We start from the raw sequence: 19,614 nt of genomic DNA, 5'->3' as shown, positions 1-19,614 counted from the left end.
GTCCGCGAAAGCGGACCATCCAGCACCAATAAGCTCGCAACAGCGCTGGAACGTCCGCCTGCGCGGACGATGACACCGAGGCGGCAGCGTTAGGCCTTCAGCAGCGGCACCTTCGGCACCGAGCCCTTCTTGCCGCCGCCATCGCCGCCGTCGCCTTTCGGCTTGTGCGAGCGCGGCTTTGGTGCGGCGCGACGCTTCGCCTTTGGCTTGACCGCCGGAAGCTTCTCCGGCTTCGGCGTAACGGGGCCGTCGACGAACTGGAAGCCGAGCTTATCGCGGCCGTTCTCGTCCTTGTCGACGATGACTCGGACATGGCCGCCGTTCTTGAGATGGCCGAACAGCACCTCGTCGGCTAGCGGCTTCTTGATGTGCTCCTGGATAACGCGGGCCATTGGCCGCGCGCCCATGAGTTCGTCGTAGCCATTGGCGATGAGCCAGCGCGAGGCTTCGTCCGACAGCTCGATGGTGACGTTGCGGTCCCCGAGCTGAGCCTCGAGCTGGAGCACGAACTTCTCGACTACCTGCGCGATGACCTCCTGCGGCAGATGGCCGAAGGTGATCGTGGCGTCGAGGCGGTTGCGGAATTCCGGCGTGAACAGCCGGTTGATTGCGTCCTGGTCCTCGCCTTCCCGCTTGGTGCGGGTGAAGCCGTAGGCGGCTTTGGCCATGTCGGACGCGCCCGCATTGGTCGTCATGATCAGGATCACGTTGCGGAAGTCGACCTGCTTGCCGTTATGGTCGGTCAGCTTGCCGTGATCCATGACCTGCAAGAGCACATTGAACAGGTCCGGATGCGCCTTCTCGATTTCGTCGAGCAGCAGCACGCAATGCGGATGCTGGTCGACGCCATCGGTGAGCAGGCCGCCCTGGTCGAAACCGACATAGCCCGGAGGCGCACCGATCAGGCGCGAGATCGTGTGCCGCTCCATGTATTCCGACATGTCGAAGCGGATTAATTCGACGCCGAGCGACAGTGACAACTGCTTGGCGACCTCGGTCTTGCCGACGCCGGTAGGCCCTGAGAACAGGTAACAGCCGATCGGCTTCTCCGGTTCGCGCAAGCCGGCGCGGGCGAGCTTGATCGATGCGGCCAGAGCCTCGATCGCCCTGTCCTGGCCATAGACCGTCGTCTTGAGCGTCTGCTCGAGATGCTTGAGCACCTCGGCGTCGTCCTTCGACACGGTCTTGGGCGGAATGCGGGCCATGGTCGAGATTGTGGTCTCGATTTCCTTGACGCCGATGGTCTTCTTGCGACGGTTTTCGGGCAGCAGCATCTGCGCCGCGCCGGATTCATCGATCACGTCGATCGCCTTGTCCGGCAATTTACGGTCGTGGATGTAGCGCGACGACAGCTCCACCGCCGCCTTGATGGCGTCATTGGTGTACTTGAGCTTGTGGTATTCCTCGAAATACGGTTTGAGACCCTTGAGGATTTCGATGGCGTCCGGCACCGACGGCTCGTTGACGTCGATCTTCTGGAAACGCCGCACCAGCGCCCGGTCCTTCTCGAAGTACTGCCGGTACTCCTTATAGGTCGTCGAACCGATGCAGCGGATCGTGCCCGACGACAGCGCCGGTTTGAGCAGGTTCGAAGCATCCATCGCGCCGCCGGAGGTGGCGCCGGCGCCGATCACGGTGTGGATCTCGTCGATGAACATGATCGCGCCCGGATAGGCCTCGATCTCCTTGATCACCTGCTTGAGACGCTCTTCGAAATCGCCGCGATAGCGCGTGCCGGCGAGCAGCGTGCCCATGTCGAGCGCGAACACGGTCGCGCCCTTCAAGACGTCCGGCACTTCGCCGTGGATGATGCGGCGCGCCAAACCTTCGGCGATCGCAGTCTTGCCGACGCCGGCTTCGCCGACGAACAGCGGGTTGTTCTTGGAGCGGCGGCACAGCACCTGGATCGTCCTGCTGATCTCGGAGTCGCGGCCGATCAGCGGATCGATCTTGCCGTCCTTCGCCTTCTTGTTGAGGTTGACGCAGTAAGCTTCCAGCGCGTCGCCCTTCTTCTTGGGCTCGTCGCCGCCGCCACCACTCTTGGCGTCGGTTTCCTCGTCGGCACCCCGCACCGGGCGCGGCTCGGTGAGGCCCGGGCGCTTGGCGATGCCGTGGCTGATGTAGTTGACGGCGTCGTAGCGCGTCATGTCCTGCTCTTGCAGGAAATAGGCGGCATGGCTCTCGCGCTCGGCGAAGATCGCGACCAGCACATTGGCGCCGGTCACTTCCTCGCGGCCCGACGATTGCACATGGATGACCGCGCGCTGGATGACGCGCTGAAACCCGGCGGTGGGCTTTGAATCTTCGCTGCCGTCGGTGATGAGATTCTCGAGTTCGGACTCGAGGTAGGACACGAGGCTGCGGCGCAGTTTCTCAAGATCGACATTGCAGGCCCGCATCACCGCGGAGGCGTCCTGATCGTCGATCATGGCCAGGAGCAGATGCTCCAGCGTGGCGTATTCGTGATGCCGCTCATTCGCGAGCGCAAGCGCCCGATGAAGCGATTGTTCCAGGCTGCGGGAGAATGTCGGCATTCAGTGTTCCAGTCCCGTTATGTCGAAACGTTTTGCGAGCGTCTCTGTCGAAGCGTCCCCCACCCCGAATCCTACTTTTTTTCCATCACGCATTGCAAAGGATGCTGATGTTTTCGCGCGAAGTCCATCACCTGCGTCACTTTGGTCTCGGCGACTTCATAGGTATAGACGCCGCACTCGCCCATGCCGTGGTGATGCACATGCAGCATGATGCGGGTCGCGGCTTCGTGATCCTTGCCGAAGAAACGCTCGATCACATGCACGACGAACTCCATCGGCGTGTAATCGTCGTTCAATATCAACACGCGATACAGATTTGGCCGCTTGGTCTGCGGTTTGGTCTTGGTGATGACGGCGACGTTCGGTTCGCCGCCAGTCGGCGACCTGCCCTTGCGGTCATCGTCCGCCATCCAGGCGGCCATGCGCGGCTGCATGCCTGCGCTGCACTCCGGCGCGGCCGCCGGCCGGCGAGAGGAAGGGTCGAGCGTCACGGTCCTGGTCATGGTCGTTCAGAATTCAAGTCCAAGCAAAGCCGATTCAAGCAAAGCCGATTTCAGCGCCGGCGAGGAGTGGGACACCGAGACAACGCCTCGATCAGCGTCGCATTGGCGCGGCCCCGTCGTCACCCCCCGCAACCGCCCTTATTCACCATCATAAGGACGTCGGCGCCGTCATTCCAAGCCGCGAAATTGCCTTCGGCGCGGTCGCTGCCAGGGCTTCCGCAACGAAATTTCCGCCTTTAGACGTCAGATAGCCACTGAAAGGCCCTTGGCAACCCGCCAGAGGCCCCGAATCGGCACATTGCTCCCGGATTTCGGCGAAATCCGCGCCGCCAGATCGGTCATACTTCGAACCGTTCAAGGGACAATCGATGCTCGCCGGGGCTCGCGGTGAGCGGTATTCCGACAACCGGGCATTAAGGACGTCGTCTAAGAACTAGTCGGCATTCGCACGGTTGCGGGCAAGGCTCGTTAACCACCGAACCCCTTGCGGCGCCTAGGCTTGTGTCGCGTAGCCTGCGTCGAGGCTTAGGGGCCGCCCCCTTTTTTCGATCGCGGCGTATACGTGTAGTTTAACAGCACCGTTTATGACGGCAGGCGAACGTAGAGCGCCTGGTGAACCGTCATGAAAACGATGTGGAACCGCCTGACCGACCGTCTGTCGACCCGCCTCGCCGCCTTTCGCCGCGATCGTCGCGGCAATGTCGCCATCACCTTCGCGATCGCCACGCTGCCGATGGTGGGCGCCGTCGGCTATGCGGTGGACTACAGCCACGCCAACAACGTCAAAGCCGCGCTGCAGGCCGCGCTCGATTCCACCGCGTTGATGCTTGCGCGCGAAGCAACCAGTCTGAGCAGTGACCAGTTGAGCCCGAAAGCGCTGACCTACTTCACTGCGCTGTTCAACCGGCCAGAGGCCAAGAACATTTCCATCAAGGCCACTTATACCACGGACGGCGGCTCGAAGATCGTCGTCGACGGCTCGGCAACGGTTCCGACCACCTTCCTCGGCGTGATCGGCTACAACGACCTGACCGTCGGCGGCTCGTCCACGACCGCGTGGGGTTCGACGCGCCTACGCGTCGCGCTTGCGCTCGATAACACCGGTTCGATGGCGTCCGACGGCAAAATGACAGCGCTGAAATCGGCGACCAAGGATCTTCTGACCCAACTCAAAAACGCCGCGTCGCAAAACGGCGACGTCTACGTGTCGATCATTCCGTTCGCCAAGGACGTCAATGTCGGCTCCATCAATTATAACGCAAACTGGATCGACTGGACGGATTGGGACAGCGACAACCAGACCTGTTCCGGTTGGGGCTGGAGTTACACCTGCACGACCAAAAATCACAACACCTGGAACGGATGTATCACCGACCGCGGCCCTTCCAACGCGCCCGGCAATTCGACCTGGGACCAGGTCGCAACCCTGCCGGACAATACGACCATTTCGAAATGGCCGGCGGAGCAATACAGTTCATGTCCGGTCGCGATGAAGGGTCTGACCTATGACTGGACCGCGCTCAACAATCTTGTCGACACGATGCAGCCTAAAGGCGCGACCAACCAGCCGATCGGTCTGGTCTGGGCCTGGCAATCGCTGGTCGGCGGTGGCCCGCTGACGGCACCCGCCAAGGATTCGAACTATGAGTATTCGGACATCATCATTCTGATGTCGGACGGTCTCAATACGCAGGACCGCTGGTACGGCAACGGCTCGAACACCAGCACACCGGTCGACAATCGCATGTACCAGACCGGCAACGGCTCAGGCACTTGCGCCAATATCAAACAGGCCGGAATCACCATCTACACCATCCACGTCAACACCGATGGTGACCCGACCTCGACCCTGCTGCAGAACTGCGCCGGCTCGAAAGACAAGATGTACGACATCTCGAAGTTCTTCACGGTAACGAGCGCCAGCGGCATCGCCAAGGTGTTCAACGAGATCGGTACGAGCCTGACGCAGCTCCGCGTCGCCAAGTAACACGTCGCAGTAACCGCGCGACCAAGTAAACGGCTTCGCCTCAAGGCCGACAAAAAAATAGCCCGGCGCAACTGCCGGGCTTTTAAATTCAGATTGTCTTTTCCGCTTCGTCCTTGAAATGCGACGCTGCGGTACGCTTGACGCTACCCTTACTAAAGGCAGGTGCTGCTGTTTGGCGCCTTACTTGGCCTTCGCCATCAGCGATTCGAACGGCTTGTAGGTTTCCTTGGCCAGCGCCGAATACATTTCGCCGAGCTTGGTGGTTTCGGCGACGAAACCTTCGTAAGCGGCCTTGGCGTATTCGCTCTGCACTTCGATCGCCTTCTCCAGCGACTTCACGCCGAACAGCTTCTCGATCATGGCGGTGCTGTCCTCGAACGACTTCTTCGAGTAGTCGGCGAGCTCGACGGCGATCGCCTGGGCGCTCTTGGAAACGTTGCCCATCGACTTCACGGCGAGGTCGATGTTCTCTTTGCTGGCTTGCTGAAGTTCTTCGAAATTCTTGACCATGGTAATTCCCTTTCCCGGCCGCTCCGGCGGCGCTCCCGATGAATGAAATAGGCCCGGTCGACCCCGGACTTGAAAATCATTTATAGTGCGCTGCACAATAAAGTCAAGCAATCTCTGTTGCAACGCAAAATTTACTATAAAATCAGCGGCATAGATTAGGATTTTGGTAACGACGTTTGCCTAGCCTCCGCCGTTCCGGCGTCAAAGATGCGCTATAAATTTGTCGACAAGTCGAAGTACGGCGGGACGTGATCCGAAGGGCATGGGAGGTTTCATGACGCGGCGAGACAGTGATCGCCAACGCATGGTGCGTTGGGGCTCCGTCGGCCTTGCCGTGTTGGTGGCGGTGGCGTCGATGACCGTCAGCGCCGAGGCCCGTTCGCGCAAGGCGCGCAAGCCCGCACAGGCCGCGAGCAGCTACAATCCTCCGACCGCCTCGATTGTCATCGACGGCAATTCCGGCGCCGTGCTGCACGCCAGCAATGCCGACGCCATCCGGCACCCGGCTTCGCTCACCAAGATGATGACGCTCTATCTGCTGTTCGAGCGCCTGGACTCCGGCAAAGTGAAGCTCAATACCGAGATGCCCGCCTCGGCCCATGCCGCGGCACAGGCTCCATCCAAAATGGGCCTCAAGGCCGGCGAGACCATCAAGGTCGAAACCGCCATCAAGGCGCTGGTCGTGAAGTCGGCCAACGACGTCGCCACCGTCATCGCCGAATATCTCGGTGGAGATGAGCCTACATTCGCCCGGATGATGACCGCCAAGGCCCGGGCTCTCGGCATGGCGCACACGACCTACCGCAACGCCAACGGTCTGCCGGACGACGAACAAGTCACTACGGCGCGCGACCAGGCCCTGCTCGGCCGGGCGCTGCAGGACCGGTTCCCCAACTACTTCCGCTATTTCAATACGCGTTCTTTCGTCTATGAAGGCCGGACCATCCGCGGCCATAACCGCCTGCTCGGCAGTGTCGATGGTGTCGACGGCATCAAGACCGGCTATATCCGCGCCTCCGGCTTCAACATCGTCACCTCGGTCAATCGCAACAATCGCCATCTCGTCGCCGCAGTGTTCGGCGGCCGCTCGGCGGGCGCTCGCGACGCTCTCGTGCGGAGCCTGATCGACACCACCTACAAAGTCGCAGCAGCCAAGCGCACCGCGCCGCCAGTCGCCGAAGGCACCGCCGTCGCCGAGATCAAGATGCCAGCGAAACCACCGACGCCGGTCACCGATCCGCGCGTGGAGGAAGTAGCCTCGATCGACAGCCCGGAAGTCGGCTCATCCGCGCCGATCAAGCCGAGTGCGGTGAAGACCGTCCTGGTGCGTCCCGGCAAGACGCAGATGGCCGCGCTGTCCGAACTGCCGCCGGCCGGTCGAAACTTGATGCCGCCACGCCCCAATCCGGCGACCGTCATGACCATCGCCACCGTGAAGAGCGACCTGCCGCCGCCTTCCGTCGATACTGAACCCGGTATTCTCGGCACGCTCCCGGCCAAGGCCGCAGCGCCGCGCCAGCAGGTCGCCTCGGTCGGCGCCGCCGTTCCGGTGCCCGCGCCGGTTCAGGACACGTTGGGATCGGCCAAGACGCGCAGCGGCTGGATGATCCAGGTCGGTGCTTTCCCGGAAGAACAGGCCGCCAAGGAGCGCCTCGAAGCCGCTCAGAGCAAAGCCAAAGCCCAGCTCGGCCATGCCGAGCCTTTCACAGAGAAGGTCGCCAAGGGAGATCGCTCGCTGTTCCGCGCCCGTTTCGCCGGCCTGGAAAAGACCCAGGCGGAAGCGGCCTGCAAGAACCTTAAGCGCAGTGAAATACCTTGCCTGCTAATGAAGAATTAGGGCGCCCGCATTAGACGGACGCCAATAACAACGTCGCGGGGGCTGGCGCCGATCGCGACGGGAAAGACAGGAAGCATCGAACGACAGGAGCCGCTGGTGATGTTGCGTGTGGAGAGCATCAGCGATGTCGGCGAAGCAGCGTTTCCTTGGCCTCGTTAATCCGGGCCGCGAGATACGTCGATCCCCCTTGGTCGGGATGAAATTTCTTCATCAGGGCGCGGTGCGCCCGGGTGATGTCGCGTTCGCGCGCACCGGGTTCCAGGCCAAGGACCTGATAGGCCTCCTCGTCCGTCATTTTGGCAGTGCCCGCCGCAGCGCGCCCCGCTGCCGCGTCACCTTGCGCGTGTTCACGCCAGGCGGGATCCCGGCGGTCAAGATACGGCATCAATAGCGCGCGGGTTTCGTCGTCCGCCTCAGCGAGCAACGACAGCAGCGCCTCAACCGTCAGATCGTCCAGTCCGCGACCGGCATAGCGACCGGCCAGCACCGTGCCACTCATGGCACCGGTGTCGTGATCCAGCGTCATCTCGACATAGGCGGTGCGCACCCGCGACACCTGCCCGCCCGACTTGCAAATGCGGTCGGTAAAGCCCGCCGGGCCGATCCAGCCGAGCAGACCGAGACCGAACATGCCGAGCGGAACGGCGATGAATAGCTGGCCGCGCAGGCCGAGATAGATGGCCATGCCGATGGACACCAAGCCGCCGGCGGCCTTGAGCACGCGGGCGGCAACCTTGGCGTCGACCCGCGACATGACGCCCAGCACCCACAGGGCGCCGACCAGGATCAGAATGCCGAAAATGAGCGTGGGCATGTCAGCCGCGCAATTGCGCGAGCAGAAGCTGCGCGCTGCCTGCCTGGCGGTTGGACAAGGCCGTGAGCGCCTTCATGCCACCGGCGGCGTAGGCGGCGACCGCACGCAGCAATTCGGCGAGCTGATGCGCGGCGCCCGGATCGAAGCGGCAATAAGCACCGCGTGACAGCCGAGCGATTTCGCGGAAGGCATTTTCGGCCACCGGATCGCGGCCCTCCTGGAACATGAAAACCGGCACGCCGAGCAGACCGAGTTCGCCGGCCGCAGCGGCGAGATCGTCGACCGCCTCCTCCATGGCATCGCCGACATAGACCAGCGCCTGCACGGCTTGCGCCTTGTGCTCCTTGCGCGTGTGGCTGAGAACCTTGGCGATCTGGGTGTGGCCGCCGCGGCAATCGATGCGCGACATCAGTTCGGCGAGCCGATCGGCATTGGCGACGAAAGCGGACGACCGGCATTCGCCCATGCCACGGAAATAGACGAGCTGGATATCGAGCCCACCGATTTGCGCCGCCTCGCGGAACATGTCGGCCTGCAGCTTCTGCGCCGTGTCCCAGGTCGGCTGCCGGCTCATGGTGGCGTCGAGCGCGAAGACCAGCCGGCCGCGCTTGCCGGCGGTCACGGCCGGGCCGAGCGACTTCACCTTGTCGAGGAAGGCGTCGATATCGGCGCGCGAGGAGGTCGCGGGCGCTTGATCGGTGCCTTTGCGGGTCGGGGTGGTCATGGCCTTGAGCTTACACCGGATTGAGCGCGATTCAGGCAACAGCTAATCACGCGCAGCGGCCCGCGAAAGCGGGCGGGCGGTAAAGTGCGACAAAATGGAAGGATTCGTCAGGCCAGCAGGTCGTGGACCTGCAGCGGCTGGTCCATGACCGAATACCACTCGGCCCGGGCGGCGGCGCGGCGGCGGCCGTTTTCCGACATCGGCAGGCGCAGCGCGTTGAGGAGGCCGATGACCTCCTCGCGGGCGGTCAGATGCGACATGTTCGGCCGCATGCCCAGCGTCTGCTCGTCGAGATCGTCGAAAGCGGTCAGGCCGCGCGGGAAGAACTCGCGGTAGACGACCCGCTCGGCGAAGCCATCGACGTAACGGAAGCCCATGCGCTTGGCGAGTTCCTGGATGCCCTCGCCGACCAGCTTCTTGTTGCGCGAGCCGAGCGCCGAGAGGCGGTTGCGCACCACGATCCAGTCGGTGAGCTTGCCGTCGACCAGGCGACGCTGGCGGCGCGCCTCGCGCACCATTTCCGCATAGTGGCTTTCGCCTTTGACGGTGAAATTGGTCTGGTCGATCTTCGCCAGCACGTCGAAATCGACGAAGGAGTCGTTGAGCGGCGTCACCAGGGTATCGGCCAGCGAATGGGCGAGCCGCATCATGTAGGTGTCGTTGCCGGGCGTGTCGATGATGACGACGTCGTGACTGTGCTCGATGGCGGCAATGGCACGCGAGAACGACGCGAACTCGGCGGCCTCATTGGCCTCGACCGAATTGCCGTCGGCACGCGGCACGCAGTAATGCGTCGGCAGTTCGAGCTTGATCTTGGCTCGCTCGGCCCAGTCGCGGCGGTTCTGAATGTAGTGGGTGAAGCTCTGCTGGCGGGAGTCGAGGTCGATGGTCGCGACCTTCTGGCCGGCCTTCATCAGCGCGACGGCAATATGCAGCGCCGTCGTGGATTTGCCGGAGCCGCCCTTCTCGTTGCCGAGCACGACGACATGCGCTGATTGCGGCTTCGGATTGATCGGCTGGACCAACATACAGGCGTCCCTTACTGGGGCAATACTCGATGACCGGTAGGGCTTTCGTCAAGTTTGCGGCGGTTTAATCATTAACCCGAGCGGTCTTATTTACCATGGCCCGCCGTTTTAACCGTGATTGACGACAATCCGCCGACAGGGCGATAACGCCTGCCGCCACCGGGACCCTTAAAGACATGGCCGACCGACCGAAGATCCTCCGCACCGTCTCCTCGTTGCGCCGGGCGCTGGAGCCCTACCGCCGCGCGCGCCAGGCCATCGCCTTGATCCCCACCATGGGCGCCTTGCACGAAGGCCACCTCAAACTGGTGCGCGAAGCGCGTAAACGCGCCCGGCGCGTCGTGGTGTCGATCTTCGTCAACCCGACCCAGTTTGCCCCTCACGAGGATTTCGGCAGCTATCCCCGGACCTTCGAGGCTGACATCAAGGAACTGACGGCCCTGAAAGTCGACGCCGTCTGGGCCCCAACACCGGCGGCGATGTATCCGGAGGGCTTTGCCACCCGCATCGCGCCCGAAGGTGCCGCTCTGGCCGGGCTCGAGGACAAATTCCGCCCGCACTTCTTCGGCGGCGTCGCCACTGTCGTGACCAAGCTGTTCACGCAGGTGCGGCCCGATTTCGCGATGTTCGGCCAGAAGGACTACCAGCAGCTTCGCGTCGTCACGCAGATGGCGAGCGACCTCGACCTCGGCGTCAAGGTGATCGGTGTCCCGACCGTGCGCGAGAAGGACGGCCTCGCTTTGTCGTCGCGCAATGTCTATCTCTCGGAGGCCGAGCGCGCGGTCGCGCCGACCTTGTCCCGCGTGCTCAAGGCGAGCGCGGCACGCATCAAGCGCGGCGAGCCGATCGAGATGGTGATGGAGGAAGGCGCCAGCGAAATTGCCCATGCCGGCTTCAAGCTCGATTATCTCGAGGCGCGCCACGCGCTGACCCTCAAGCCGATTGCTTCGATCAAAGACGGCCCGATCCGGCTTTTGGTCGCGGCCAAGATCGGCAAGACACGGCTGATCGATAATCTGGGAGTCTGAGCACAAACTCCGCTCATGCCCGCGGATGCGGGCATCCAGTCTGGACCCCCGCCTTCGCGGGGGTGAGCGGGATTTCAATTGCATCCCGACTTCATCTTCAATTTTCAAACAGCCTTTAGCCAACGCTCCGCGGGCCCTGTTCTTTACGGCGCGGGTCACGCCGGTTTCCCCTTCCTACCCTCAGCGCACGCCGAGGGGATGGAGCGCCGCGAGGCGCCCTTTGATGTTCGCACCTTTGGGGTGCGAGGCATCCCTTGCGAAGGGACGCCTGCGCCCCGCGGCGCTCCATCGCGGTGTCGTTACGATGACGGGCCGCGCTTCTGGCGGCTGATCCGCTTTCGCGGGTAGCGCTCACCATCAGCAAGCTCCTTGCAGGAGGTCCTAGTGCCTCCGGGCGGAGCCCCGTCGCCGCCCGAGCGCCCGGGATGCGTAATCCCCAAGCCCGCGGGCACCGCGCCCTGCTCCCACTGAAACGACGCCTCATGACAGCGCCCCCGGCTGGAACAGGACGGAGGAAGCCTATAATGTCCTAGGAATAAGAGTCAAGGACTATTTTCTGAGCGACTGTGGCCTAGCTGGTAAATCACCGTCGTCCTCCGCGAAAGCGGAGGACCCAGCGCTTTCTAATTCGCCAAAAACGCTGGATCGCCCGCCTTCGCGGGCGATGACGCCGAGAGATACCGTCCCGGATCTCGCGTAGCCTGTCACCGGGCGCGCTTCGCGCCGGCCCGCTGGCTCCATCCGGGCTACGGCTCAGAGAAGCCCCAACTGCATCAGTTCCCGCCGCATCTCCTCGGGCATGGCGAGCGCGCCTTTGCTGATCTTGCCGAGATCGCGCGGCGCTTCCTTGTCCTCGAGATAGCGCCAGCCCTGGAACGCCGCGCGCGGCCGCGGCTCGACGGGAATGCATTTGGGATCGAGCACCAGCTTGCAGCGGTGGATGCCGTCCTTGTCGGTGAAGGGCCGCACATCGAGGATCGTCTCGCGGCACATGATCTGGCCCTTGATGACCCAGTAGATCGAGCCGCCATCCTTCAGCTCATCGGCACGCTTGGGCACCATGCGCGTGGTATGAATGCGCTCCGGCTTCTTCACGCCGCGCTTCTTCTGCGCCTTGATCTTGTCATCGATCCAGCCTTGCAGATCGGCAATGGAGTCGGTCCCGACAGAGAGCTTGATGAGATGAAGGGGCATTACTGACTCTAAGCCAATCAACTTCTGCTAAGCGCCGTCCGCCGGCGCGATCATCATCACTTTGGCGCCTTCGGCGATCTGCGCGCCGACGGACGCCGCGATCTCGGCCACCGTGCCGTCGACCGACGCCGTCAGCGTATGCTCCATTTTCATCGCCTCGATGATGGCGAGGCGCTGGCCGCGCGCGACGGTGGCGCCCTGCTCCACCAGCACGGCGAGCACCTTGCCGTGCATCGGCGCCCGCACAAGACCGCCGCCGCCTTCGTTGGCGTCCTCGCCGAGCGAAAGATCGCGTAGCGCCAGTTTGGTCTGACGGCCTCTCTGCAACACGTAGACCGCGTCGTCGGCGATGATCGCCATGGCGTCGGCGGCGGGCGAAGCACCATTGACGGTGACTTTGGCCGCGCCGCCTTCGTAGGTCACTTCGGCGTTGACCTTTTGGCCTTCGACAATCAGTGGCACGATGAGACGCCGTGTGCCGGACAACTGGAAACCGTCATCGGCATCCCAAGGAGAATCGATGCTCTCGCGCCGCTCGGCAACGCGGTCATGCTCGGACGCCATCAAGGCCTCGGCGCCGAACGCCACGGCTTCGTGATCGAGACCGTGCGCGCCGACAAGTTCGCTCAGATGCGTGTCGATGAATCCGGTGTCGAAGGCGCCGCCGCGGAAATCGGGAGAGCGCGCGAGCGCGGCGAGAAAGCCGGCATTGCTGCGCGGGCCGATGACGACGGTGGCATCGAGCGCATTGGCAAGAATGTCCAGCGCGGCCTCGCGCGTCTCGCCTTTGGCGATGAGCTTGGCGATCATCGGGTCGTAGAATGGCGTCACCTCGTCGCCGCTCTCGACGCCCGTATCAACGCGCAGCCCGTCCGCCTTCGGGAAATCGAGCGCGATCAGTCTGCCGGTCGACGGCAGAAACGACTTCTCGGGATCCTCGGCATAAAGCCGGGCCTCGACGGCATGGCCTTCGAGCGGCACCTGATCCTGTTTCAGCGGCAGCTTTTCACCGTGGGCGACGCGGAACTGCCACTCGACCAGATCGAGGCCGGTGACGGCTTCCGTCACCGGATGCTCGACCTGCAGCCGCGTGTTCATTTCCATGAACCAGAAGCCGCCGCTTTTCAGCCCGCCCGCGCCGTCGGCGATGAATTCGATGGTGCCGGCGCCGACATAGCCGGCGGCCTTGGCGGCGGCGACCGCTGCCTGCCCCATCTCGGCGCGCAAGGCGTCGCTCATGCCCGGTGCCGGCGCTTCCTCGATCACCTTCTGATGGCGGCGCTGCAGCGAGCAATCACGCTCGTTGAGATGGATGGCGTTGCCGTGGCTGTCGGCGAAAACCTGCATCTCGATGTGGCGCGGCGCGGTGATGTATTTCTCGATCAGCACGCGGGCGTCGCCGAAGGCGTTCTGCGCCTCGCGCATCGCGCCCTCGAGCGCATCGTCGAAATCGGCATGCTTGTCGACGCGGCGCATACCCTTGCCGCCGCCGCCGGCGACCGCCTTGATCAGCACCGGGTAGCCGATCTCGTAGGCCTTGCGCTTGAGGAACGGCGGATCCTGCTTGTCGCCGTGATAGCCCGGCACCACCGGCACACCGGCCTTCTCCATCAGCGCCTTGGCGCGATCCTTGAGACCCATCGCCTCGATCGCCGAGGGCGGCGGGCCGACAAAAACGATGCCGTTATCGGCGCAGGCCTTGGCGAAGGCGGTGTTCTCGGAGAGGAAGCCGTAGCCGGGATGGATGCATTCCGCCTTCGACGCTTTGGCCGCGGCAATGATCTTCTCGATCACCAGGTAGCTCTGCGCCGCCGGGGCCGGGCCGATCAGATGGGCCTCGTCGGCGAGCTTGACGTGCAACGCCTTGGCATCGGCCTGCGAATGAACCGCGATGGTGCGCATCCCCATACGTTTGGCCGTGCGCATGATGCGGCAGGCGATTTCGCCGCGATTGGCGATGAGAACGGATTTGAACATGCGGCGGGCCCGGCGTTGACGGCGAGACAATACTAGCGCGCCGGGGCGATGTCCGCCGGTTCGTTGGCCGCCTGTGGACGCTTCGGCGGCACCGGGGTGCGTTCGGGCTGCGGCGCCGGCGGTGCCCGGTCGCCCAAAGCCGCGCCCTGCGCTGCGGCAGCCTGCCTGGCGTCGGCGGCCTCCTTCGACAGAGGCGGCTCGGCATTCATGATGCTGACCGGCGGAATCGAAGCCGCCGAGGGGAAATCGTATTTCGACGACACCGGTCGCGGTGCGGCTGCGGCAGTGACCGGGGCAGCAGGCTGCGGCGCCACGGCCACTGGCGGCTGCGTGGAAGCCACCGGCTTGTCGGCTGCAACGGCCGCCGGTGCGTTCCAGGTCGCGGCGTGGCGGGAAACGTACTGGTCGAAAGTGCGCGCCTTCAGGTTCGAGCGCAGCATGCTGGAGTCGGTCACGAGCGCAAAGCCGGTGCATTGCGCCGCCGAGCAACCGTCGCGCTGGCTCAGGACCTGCGCGGCGATGCCGAAGCGGTCGAGTTCGACGGCGCGGCGCGCGGCTGCAAGGCGCGAAGCGAGCGCCGGCATGTCTTTGGCGTCGGCGAGCAGTGCCATACGCGCGCCGATATAAGCGACGGCGGCGGCGGTGGCCTGCGGCGAGCCGAACACGGCGGCCTCGCAGGCGGTTTCGGTGGCGTCACCCGGCGCGGCATCGAGACAGGCCAGCGCCGAACCCGGCGCCATCGCCCGCGCCGTGAGTTCGTCGTTACGCGCGATGATCGCGCGCTCATGCGCGGCGCGGCGGTCGGCGGCCATCTGATCGGCGACGGCGAAAGCGGCAAGGCCGAGCCCCAGCAGTACCGCCAGCGGGGTCGCAGTGCGGGCGAGCAGAACGGAAATGGGAACGCGGCCTGACATGAAACTCTACCGACAGGGCAATGGTGGCGGCATCAAGGTCGGCGCCAAAGTCGGCGTCTTGCGCACGGTCACAGGCCACCCGGCGCGCGGAAGCTCGGGGCGACGTCGCTCGCCGCGGCGAAGGCGCCCTTGGCCTCGATCGAGGTCATGGCCACGGTGGTCTTGAGATCGGTTACGCCGGCGCTGGCGCCGGCCGACAGCAGCGCCGCCGCCATCCGGGTATTATCGGGCGCTTCGGCGATCAGCAGGAAATCGTAGTCGCCGAAGGTGACGTAGTAACCGATCAGCTTGCCGCCGACCTTGGCGAGCAGGCGCGACACCGCCTCGGCGCGGTCCTCGGGCTTGACCAGCATGCCCTTGATGGCCTCGCGCGTGTAGCGACCCTGCGTGATGTAGATCGGCATGGAACTGGCTCTCCCCGCGACGAAACGATTCACGAGGCGCGACTATACGGCAAAGCGAACGCCGACGCGCGCGGGCGCCGACTAGATGCGCTCGAGCTGGCTTTCCTTGGCGACGCGCTCGAAGGCCTCGACCGAACTCTTGATCCGGTACTGGCGATCCTCGCCGTCGGACGGCAGCACCTTGATCACCGTATAGGTGCCGCTGGCGGCGGCGCGGCCGAAGCTCGGCGAGGTGAAATAGACCGCATCGCCGACCTGATACTTGTGCGCGGCCTTGGCGCGTGACGGTTCGGGCGCCTCGATCGGCTGTACCGGCGGCGAGAAGGTGCGGATCATGGTGAGCGCGGTCAGCGCGCTTTCCGACAGTTCCACCTTGGCGCCCGGCTTGGGCAGGCCGGCCTTGGCGCGGATGGCTTCCTTGGCGGCGGCCTTGGCGGCGATGTCGGCGGCGATCCGCGACACCTGCTTGGCGACGGTTTTGGATTCGGCTTTGGCTATAGACTTGGCCGCCGGCTTTTCGGCTGGTTTCACCGCCACGCTAGCGGACGGCTTTACCGGAGCCTTCTCGACCGGCTTGGTGACGGCCTTGATCACCGGTTTGGACACGGTTTTGACCGCGGCCTTCTCGGCCACTTTGACGACAGTCTTGGTCGCCGGTTTGGTCACAGCCTTGCTGGCGGCTTTACTGACAGCTTTGGTGACCTTGGAAGCAGCACGGGACGACCGCGCCGTGGCCCGGGCGCGCGACGATTTCGCGGTATTGCCGGACTTCCGGGTGCTCTTGGCGGTCTTCTTGTCGGTACCCCGGGAGGACTTTTGGGAGGCCCGTCCGGCGGTCTTGCTCGAGTGTGTACGCATGTTTCTAATATAGCAGGAAATTTGCCGCGCGGGGGACATTTTTTGATGTAATATTCTATGTTTTTCAATGGCTTACGAACTTGCATGGCCCGTCTGAATTGTTTTTACGCAAATGCCACGGGCCGGCCGTCGGACTCCGCTGCCCCACCCCGATTACCCCCTCGACCTCACCCAGCCGAGGGAACTTTTCCGGGCCGAAGCCGTTCGTTTCCCGGCAAGCGTGAGGGGGCGCTTTCGGGACGGGAGAACGACTCATGCGACTTCTGTTTGGCATCATTCTTGGCGCCGCGCTGACCATCGCGGGCGCCTATATCTACGACCGGAACCATGCCGGCATCGCCAGTAACGATGTCACCATCACCACCGAACGGCCGATGGTGAACTGGGACGTCGTCAGCGTGAAATGGCGCGACCTGCGCGAAGGCGCCAAGCATCAGTGGGACCGCGTCACCGCCAATCTCAACGCCGACCGCGCGACGCGCGCCAACTGACACAAACGAAGATGCGGATACGCAAAGCCCCGCCGGCCGGCAGGGCTTTGTGCGTTTGTCCGCCGGTGTCGGGGCAGGAATTCCACCGCGCCATTTCGCGCAGCGAAAATCTCAAACGAATTTCGCGCGCGAACTTATGCGGAACGCAGGAACGGCGCGGTGCTGATCGCGGCGCCGATGGCGCGGCGGTCCAGCCGGCTGCCGTCATCGCCTTCGATCGACAACGCGACCCTGCCCTGCTTGCGCAAATGGCTCGCCCACCAAAGGGCTTCATCCATCGACATGAACTCCTTGTAGAGCATGCGCTGCTTCTCGAGCGGCGACGGATCGGGTGCGCCCTGGGGGCCGCTATAGACACGATAGGTCATCGATGTTGTCCTCCTTGAACAGGCTCCGCCTTGTCTGGCGGCTTTAATGTTCCGTCTGTGAGAACGCGCGCGCGCTTGTCGCGGTTCCGCGAGGCAGGCATGCTCCAGCGCAACACGGAGGAGCGAAATGCGAGCTTGTTACTACGACGATATCGGCGCGGCGGGTGACGTTCTGCGCACCGGCGACGTGCCGACACCCGAATGCGGACCGGGCGACGTCCGCGTCAAGCTCGCGACTTCCGGCGTCAATCCGGTCGACGTGAAAGTCCGCGCCGGACGCAAGCAGCCCTGGCCGCGCATCATTCCGCACAGCGACGGCGCCGGCACCATCGACCAGGTCGGCGATGGCGTCGACAAGAAGCGCATCGGCGAGCGCGTGTGGATCTGGAACGCGCAGTGGAAGCGCCCCTTCGGCACCGCGGCGGAATATATCGTGCTGCCTTCGGCGCAGGCGGTGACATTGCCGGACAAAGTCAGCTTCGCCGAAGGCGCCTGCCTCGGCATTCCGGCGATGACGGCGTTTCATGCCGTCGAACGCGCGATGCGCTCCGGCAAGACGCTGCTGATTTCCGGCGGCGCCGGCGCGGTCGGCCATTACGCCATCCAGTTCGCCAAACTCGCCGGCGCGACCGTGATCACCACCGTTTCCTCGGCGGAGAAGGCGAAGATCGCCAGGCAAGCCGGCGCCGATCATGTCATCGACTACAAGACCGAAAATGTCGGCGAGCGCGTCATGGCGCTGACCGACAAGCGCGGCGTCGATGCCGTGGTCGAGATGAACATCACTGCCAATGCCAAGCTTCTGCCCAATGTGTTGCGGCCCAAAGGCAGCGTCGTGGTCTATGGCATCGCCGGGCCGGAGCTGACGCTGCCGGCACAGTTCTGCCTGTCGAACTCGATCGGCATCCAGTTCTTCCTGGTGTTCGATCTCGACGCCGCAGAGCGCGCCCGCGCCGTTAGCGGCATCAGCGCCGCGCTGGCGGCGGGCAAACTGATCAACCGCGTCGATCCGCGGAAATTCGGACTGGACGACACCGCCGCCGCGCATCAGGCTGTCGAACAAGGCGCCACCGCCAAGGTCGTCGTGACGATCTGACGGCCAGAGGGGCCGCGATAGGGCCACAGAAACGATCATGAGCGCGTCCGTCACCACCATCGCGCTGCGGACGCAGACGATCGCGCATCTGTTCAGTTCGCTCGACCCCTCGCCGTTCCGGCAAAAGGACCTCGACGCCGGCGTCGAGGAATTCATCACCGGCTGGGTGCGCGAGCTGCCGCCAGCCGAAGCCTTCGAGATCGTCGTCCATCTGCCGCAGAGCGAGGCGGAGAAGCCCGACGCGGCGCGCGTGCCGGAGGCGTTCGCGCACTACTTCACCGACCGCGCGATCCACGCCGAGCAGGACCTGCGCGAGCTGTTCCGCCTCGGCCGCCGCTTCCTCGGCATCGGCATTGTCGTGCTGATCGCCTGCCTCGTGGCCAGCCAGATCGCCGCCGCCGCCATTCCCAACCGCGTGGTGGCGCGTGTGCTCGAGGAAAGCCTGATCATCGTCGGCTGGGTCGCCAACTGGAAGCCGATCGAGATCTATCTCTACGACTGGGTGCCGATCCGCCGCCGCATCAATCTGTACCGGCGCATGGCCGAAGCGCCGATCCGGGTGCGCGCGGACTAGATCTCGAGCGGCGCGACCGCCGCATCGACAAAGCCGGCGGCATCGAAGGCGCGGCGCACGAGGCCGCTCGCCTTCGCTTCCTCGATCAACTGCCGCGCAAGGATGAGCGCACCTGGCCTCCCCGGCGGCACGGCAACGCCAATGCCGGTCTGCTGGAATTGCCCGGGCAAAACGCGCGCGCCGGGTATCTTCGGAAGCAGACCGATGAACGAGTCATGCGACAGCGCGAAGGCATCGGCCTCACCGCGCTGCGCCATCGCGGTCATGATGTCGACGCTTCCCACTTCCTCAACGATGGCCAGCGGCGCGGTGCGCCGGGCGGCGCGCGCTGTCGTGGTGTTGGCGATGGCGACGATACGGATGCCCTCGCGATTGACGGCCTCGATGGTGAATATTTCCGAGCCCGCCGGCACCAGATAGGTGCTGCCCATCAAATAGAACGACGGGCCGAAGGCGACGCGGGCCTCGCGCGCCGCATCGCGCGGCATGAAGCCGATATCGCAGCGGGCTTCGGCAATCGCGTCGGTGAGCTGGCCTGAATTCGAAAACTCGGTGAGCGCCAGTGGCACGTTCAGCACCGCGGCAAAGCCGTGCAGCAGATCGACCGGCACGCCCTGCACCGCGGCATCATCGGCGCGTGTCGCAAACGACATCGACTTGGCCGGCGCGACGACAACGCCGCCGCGCAAGGTGCCGGTGGGAGCGAGATCGTTGAGATGAGAGAGGTCGAGCATGAGCGCAGGTTTATCGAGCTATAGCCCCGATGAAAAGCC

General features: G+C 64.2%; 19 protein-coding genes. 6 read left to right on the top strand and 13 right to left on the bottom strand.

All coding sequences use genetic code 11. The annotated features are described in order from the left end of the window. Positions 1-89: 89 nt before the first annotated feature. Together clpA and clpS are read right to left on the bottom strand one after the other, a co-directional pair. A complete protein-coding gene (gene clpA, locus E8Q40_RS10330) occupies positions 90-2,534 on the bottom strand; it encodes an ATP-dependent Clp protease ATP-binding subunit ClpA (protein ID WP_137044362.1) in 2,445 nt (814 codons plus the stop codon). A gap of 71 nt (positions 2,535-2,605) precedes the next feature. Next, positions 2,606-2,944, bottom strand: a complete 339-nt coding sequence (gene clpS / locus E8Q40_RS10325) for an ATP-dependent Clp protease adapter ClpS (protein ID WP_168197951.1) — start codon at positions 2,942-2,944, stop codon at positions 2,606-2,608. Positions 2,945-3,659: 715 nt separating this feature from the next. Here clpS and E8Q40_RS10320 point away from each other — a divergent pair. Next, entirely contained in the window at positions 3,660-5,024 is a 1,365-nt protein-coding gene (locus tag E8Q40_RS10320; RefSeq protein WP_246663066.1) for a TadE/TadG family type IV pilus assembly protein, read from the top strand. Between the two features lie 180 nt (positions 5,025-5,204). Here the strand turns inward: E8Q40_RS10320 and E8Q40_RS10315 are convergent, their stop codons facing one another. Beyond that, positions 5,205-5,534 carry a phasin family protein gene (locus tag E8Q40_RS10315; RefSeq protein ID WP_137044359.1) on the bottom strand — a complete coding sequence of 110 codons (330 nt, stop codon included), beginning with the start codon at positions 5,532-5,534 and terminating at the stop codon, positions 5,205-5,207. Between the two features lie 274 nt (positions 5,535-5,808). Between E8Q40_RS10315 and E8Q40_RS10310 the strand changes: the two genes are divergently transcribed. Beyond that, a complete protein-coding gene (locus tag E8Q40_RS10310) occupies positions 5,809-7,371 on the top strand; it encodes a serine hydrolase (RefSeq protein WP_137044357.1) in 1,563 nt (520 codons plus the stop codon). Positions 7,372-7,489: 118 nt separating this feature from the next. Here E8Q40_RS10310 and E8Q40_RS10305 read toward each other — a convergent pair whose 3' ends face one another. The 3 genes from E8Q40_RS10305 to E8Q40_RS10295 form a co-directional block, all read right to left on the bottom strand. Continuing rightward, positions 7,490-8,185: a DnaJ domain-containing protein gene (locus E8Q40_RS10305; protein WP_137044356.1), complete on the bottom strand. Its 696-nt coding sequence runs from the start codon at positions 8,183-8,185 to the stop codon at positions 7,490-7,492. A 1-nt stretch (position 8,186) separates the two neighbouring features. Continuing rightward, on the bottom strand, positions 8,187-8,909 hold the full coding sequence (locus E8Q40_RS10300; RefSeq protein WP_137044354.1) for a VWA domain-containing protein: 723 nt from the start codon (positions 8,907-8,909) through the stop codon (positions 8,187-8,189). A gap of 107 nt (positions 8,910-9,016) precedes the next feature. Continuing rightward, positions 9,017-9,937 carry a division plane positioning ATPase MipZ gene (locus E8Q40_RS10295; RefSeq protein ID WP_137044352.1) on the bottom strand — a complete coding sequence of 307 codons (921 nt, stop codon included), beginning with the start codon at positions 9,935-9,937 and terminating at the stop codon, positions 9,017-9,019. Positions 9,938-10,113: 176 nt separating this feature from the next. Between E8Q40_RS10295 and panC the strand changes: the two genes are divergently transcribed. Next, positions 10,114-10,965 carry a pantoate--beta-alanine ligase gene (gene panC / locus E8Q40_RS10290; RefSeq protein ID WP_137044350.1) on the top strand — a complete coding sequence of 284 codons (852 nt, stop codon included), beginning with the start codon at positions 10,114-10,116 and terminating at the stop codon, positions 10,963-10,965. A 753-nt stretch (positions 10,966-11,718) separates the two neighbouring features. Here the strand turns inward: panC and E8Q40_RS10285 are convergent. The 5 genes from E8Q40_RS10285 to E8Q40_RS10265 all read right to left on the bottom strand — a co-directional run bounded on the left by E8Q40_RS10285 (position 11,719) and on the right by E8Q40_RS10265 (position 15,757). Then, on the bottom strand, positions 11,719-12,159 hold the full coding sequence (locus E8Q40_RS10285) for a DUF1489 family protein (protein ID WP_137044349.1): 441 nt from the start codon (positions 12,157-12,159) through the stop codon (positions 11,719-11,721). A gap of 27 nt (positions 12,160-12,186) precedes the next feature. Beyond that, on the bottom strand, positions 12,187-14,136 hold the full coding sequence (locus E8Q40_RS10280) for a biotin carboxylase N-terminal domain-containing protein (RefSeq protein WP_137044347.1): 1,950 nt from the start codon (positions 14,134-14,136) through the stop codon (positions 12,187-12,189). Positions 14,137-14,168: 32 nt separating this feature from the next. Then, positions 14,169-15,050 (bottom strand): hypothetical protein, encoded by an 882-nt coding sequence (locus E8Q40_RS10275; RefSeq protein ID WP_137044346.1) that lies wholly within the window; start codon positions 15,048-15,050, stop codon positions 14,169-14,171. Between the two features lie 68 nt (positions 15,051-15,118). Continuing rightward, on the bottom strand, positions 15,119-15,454 hold the full coding sequence (locus tag E8Q40_RS10270; RefSeq protein WP_137044344.1) for a GYD domain-containing protein: 336 nt from the start codon (positions 15,452-15,454) through the stop codon (positions 15,119-15,121). A gap of 81 nt (positions 15,455-15,535) precedes the next feature. Further along, positions 15,536-15,757, bottom strand: coding sequence for a hypothetical protein (locus tag E8Q40_RS10265; protein ID WP_137046668.1), 222 nt, complete (start codon positions 15,755-15,757; stop codon positions 15,536-15,538). Between the two features lie 809 nt (positions 15,758-16,566). Between E8Q40_RS10265 and E8Q40_RS10260 the strand changes: the two genes are divergently transcribed. Then, a complete protein-coding gene (locus E8Q40_RS10260) occupies positions 16,567-16,803 on the top strand; it encodes a hypothetical protein (RefSeq protein WP_137044342.1) in 237 nt (78 codons plus the stop codon). A 134-nt stretch (positions 16,804-16,937) separates the two neighbouring features. Here E8Q40_RS10260 and E8Q40_RS10255 read toward each other — a convergent pair whose 3' ends face one another. Next, positions 16,938-17,171 (bottom strand): hypothetical protein, encoded by a 234-nt coding sequence (locus tag E8Q40_RS10255; protein WP_137044341.1) that lies wholly within the window; start codon positions 17,169-17,171, stop codon positions 16,938-16,940. A 127-nt stretch (positions 17,172-17,298) separates the two neighbouring features. Here E8Q40_RS10255 and E8Q40_RS10250 point away from each other — a divergent pair, with 127 nt between their 5' ends. Continuing rightward, positions 17,299-18,267: an NADPH:quinone reductase gene (locus E8Q40_RS10250; protein WP_137044339.1), complete on the top strand. Its 969-nt coding sequence runs from the start codon at positions 17,299-17,301 to the stop codon at positions 18,265-18,267. Positions 18,268-18,304: 37 nt separating this feature from the next. Next, positions 18,305-18,841 (top strand): hypothetical protein, encoded by a 537-nt coding sequence (locus E8Q40_RS10245; RefSeq protein ID WP_137044338.1) that lies wholly within the window; start codon positions 18,305-18,307, stop codon positions 18,839-18,841. Here E8Q40_RS10245 and E8Q40_RS10240 read toward each other — a convergent pair. Beyond that, entirely contained in the window at positions 18,838-19,575 is a 738-nt protein-coding gene (locus E8Q40_RS10240; protein ID WP_137044336.1) for a transporter substrate-binding domain-containing protein, read from the bottom strand. The genes E8Q40_RS10245 and E8Q40_RS10240 overlap by 4 nt on opposite strands. Positions 19,576-19,614 lie beyond the last annotated feature (39 nt).

The sequence above is a fragment of the Pseudolabrys sp. FHR47 genome (genome assembly GCF_005153485.1).
Lineage (GTDB): Bacteria > Pseudomonadota > Alphaproteobacteria > Rhizobiales > Xanthobacteraceae > Pseudolabrys.
This window is presented reverse-complemented; position numbering and strand designations above follow the sequence as displayed.

What these genes read in the sequence shown, in the direction of transcription:
- E8Q40_RS10285 (WP_137044349.1), bottom strand. Translation starts at nt 12,159, where the DNA reads ATGCCCCTTCATCTCATCAAGCTCTCTGTCGGGACCGACTCCATTGCC.
- E8Q40_RS10300 (WP_137044354.1), bottom strand. Translation starts at nt 8,909, where the DNA reads ATGACCACCCCGACCCGCAAAGGCACCGATCAAGCGCCCGCGACCTCC.
- E8Q40_RS10240 (WP_137044336.1), bottom strand. Translation starts at nt 19,575, where the DNA reads ATGCTCGACCTCTCTCATCTCAACGATCTCGCTCCCACCGGCACCTTG.
- E8Q40_RS10245 (WP_137044338.1), top strand. Translation starts at nt 18,305, where the DNA reads ATGAGCGCGTCCGTCACCACCATCGCGCTGCGGACGCAGACGATCGCG.
- E8Q40_RS10280 (WP_137044347.1), bottom strand. Translation starts at nt 14,136, where the DNA reads ATGTTCAAATCCGTTCTCATCGCCAATCGCGGCGAAATCGCCTGCCGC.
- E8Q40_RS10305 (WP_137044356.1), bottom strand. Translation starts at nt 8,185, where the DNA reads ATGCCCACGCTCATTTTCGGCATTCTGATCCTGGTCGGCGCCCTGTGG.
- clpS (WP_168197951.1), bottom strand. Translation starts at nt 2,944, where the DNA reads ATGGCGGACGATGACCGCAAGGGCAGGTCGCCGACTGGCGGCGAACCG.
- E8Q40_RS10310 (WP_137044357.1), top strand. Translation starts at nt 5,809, where the DNA reads ATGACGCGGCGAGACAGTGATCGCCAACGCATGGTGCGTTGGGGCTCC.
- panC (WP_137044350.1), top strand. Translation starts at nt 10,114, where the DNA reads ATGGCCGACCGACCGAAGATCCTCCGCACCGTCTCCTCGTTGCGCCGG.
- E8Q40_RS10315 (WP_137044359.1), bottom strand. Translation starts at nt 5,534, where the DNA reads ATGGTCAAGAATTTCGAAGAACTTCAGCAAGCCAGCAAAGAGAACATC.
- clpA (WP_137044362.1), bottom strand. Translation starts at nt 2,534, where the DNA reads ATGCCGACATTCTCCCGCAGCCTGGAACAATCGCTTCATCGGGCGCTT.
- E8Q40_RS10320 (WP_246663066.1), top strand. Translation starts at nt 3,660, where the DNA reads ATGAAAACGATGTGGAACCGCCTGACCGACCGTCTGTCGACCCGCCTC.
- E8Q40_RS10275 (WP_137044346.1), bottom strand. Translation starts at nt 15,050, where the DNA reads ATGTCAGGCCGCGTTCCCATTTCCGTTCTGCTCGCCCGCACTGCGACC.
- E8Q40_RS10270 (WP_137044344.1), bottom strand. Translation starts at nt 15,454, where the DNA reads ATGCCGATCTACATCACGCAGGGTCGCTACACGCGCGAGGCCATCAAG.
- E8Q40_RS10255 (WP_137044341.1), bottom strand. Translation starts at nt 17,171, where the DNA reads ATGACCTATCGTGTCTATAGCGGCCCCCAGGGCGCACCCGATCCGTCG.
- E8Q40_RS10250 (WP_137044339.1), top strand. Translation starts at nt 17,299, where the DNA reads ATGCGAGCTTGTTACTACGACGATATCGGCGCGGCGGGTGACGTTCTG.
- E8Q40_RS10260 (WP_137044342.1), top strand. Translation starts at nt 16,567, where the DNA reads ATGCGACTTCTGTTTGGCATCATTCTTGGCGCCGCGCTGACCATCGCG.
- E8Q40_RS10295 (WP_137044352.1), bottom strand. Translation starts at nt 9,937, where the DNA reads ATGTTGGTCCAGCCGATCAATCCGAAGCCGCAATCAGCGCATGTCGTC.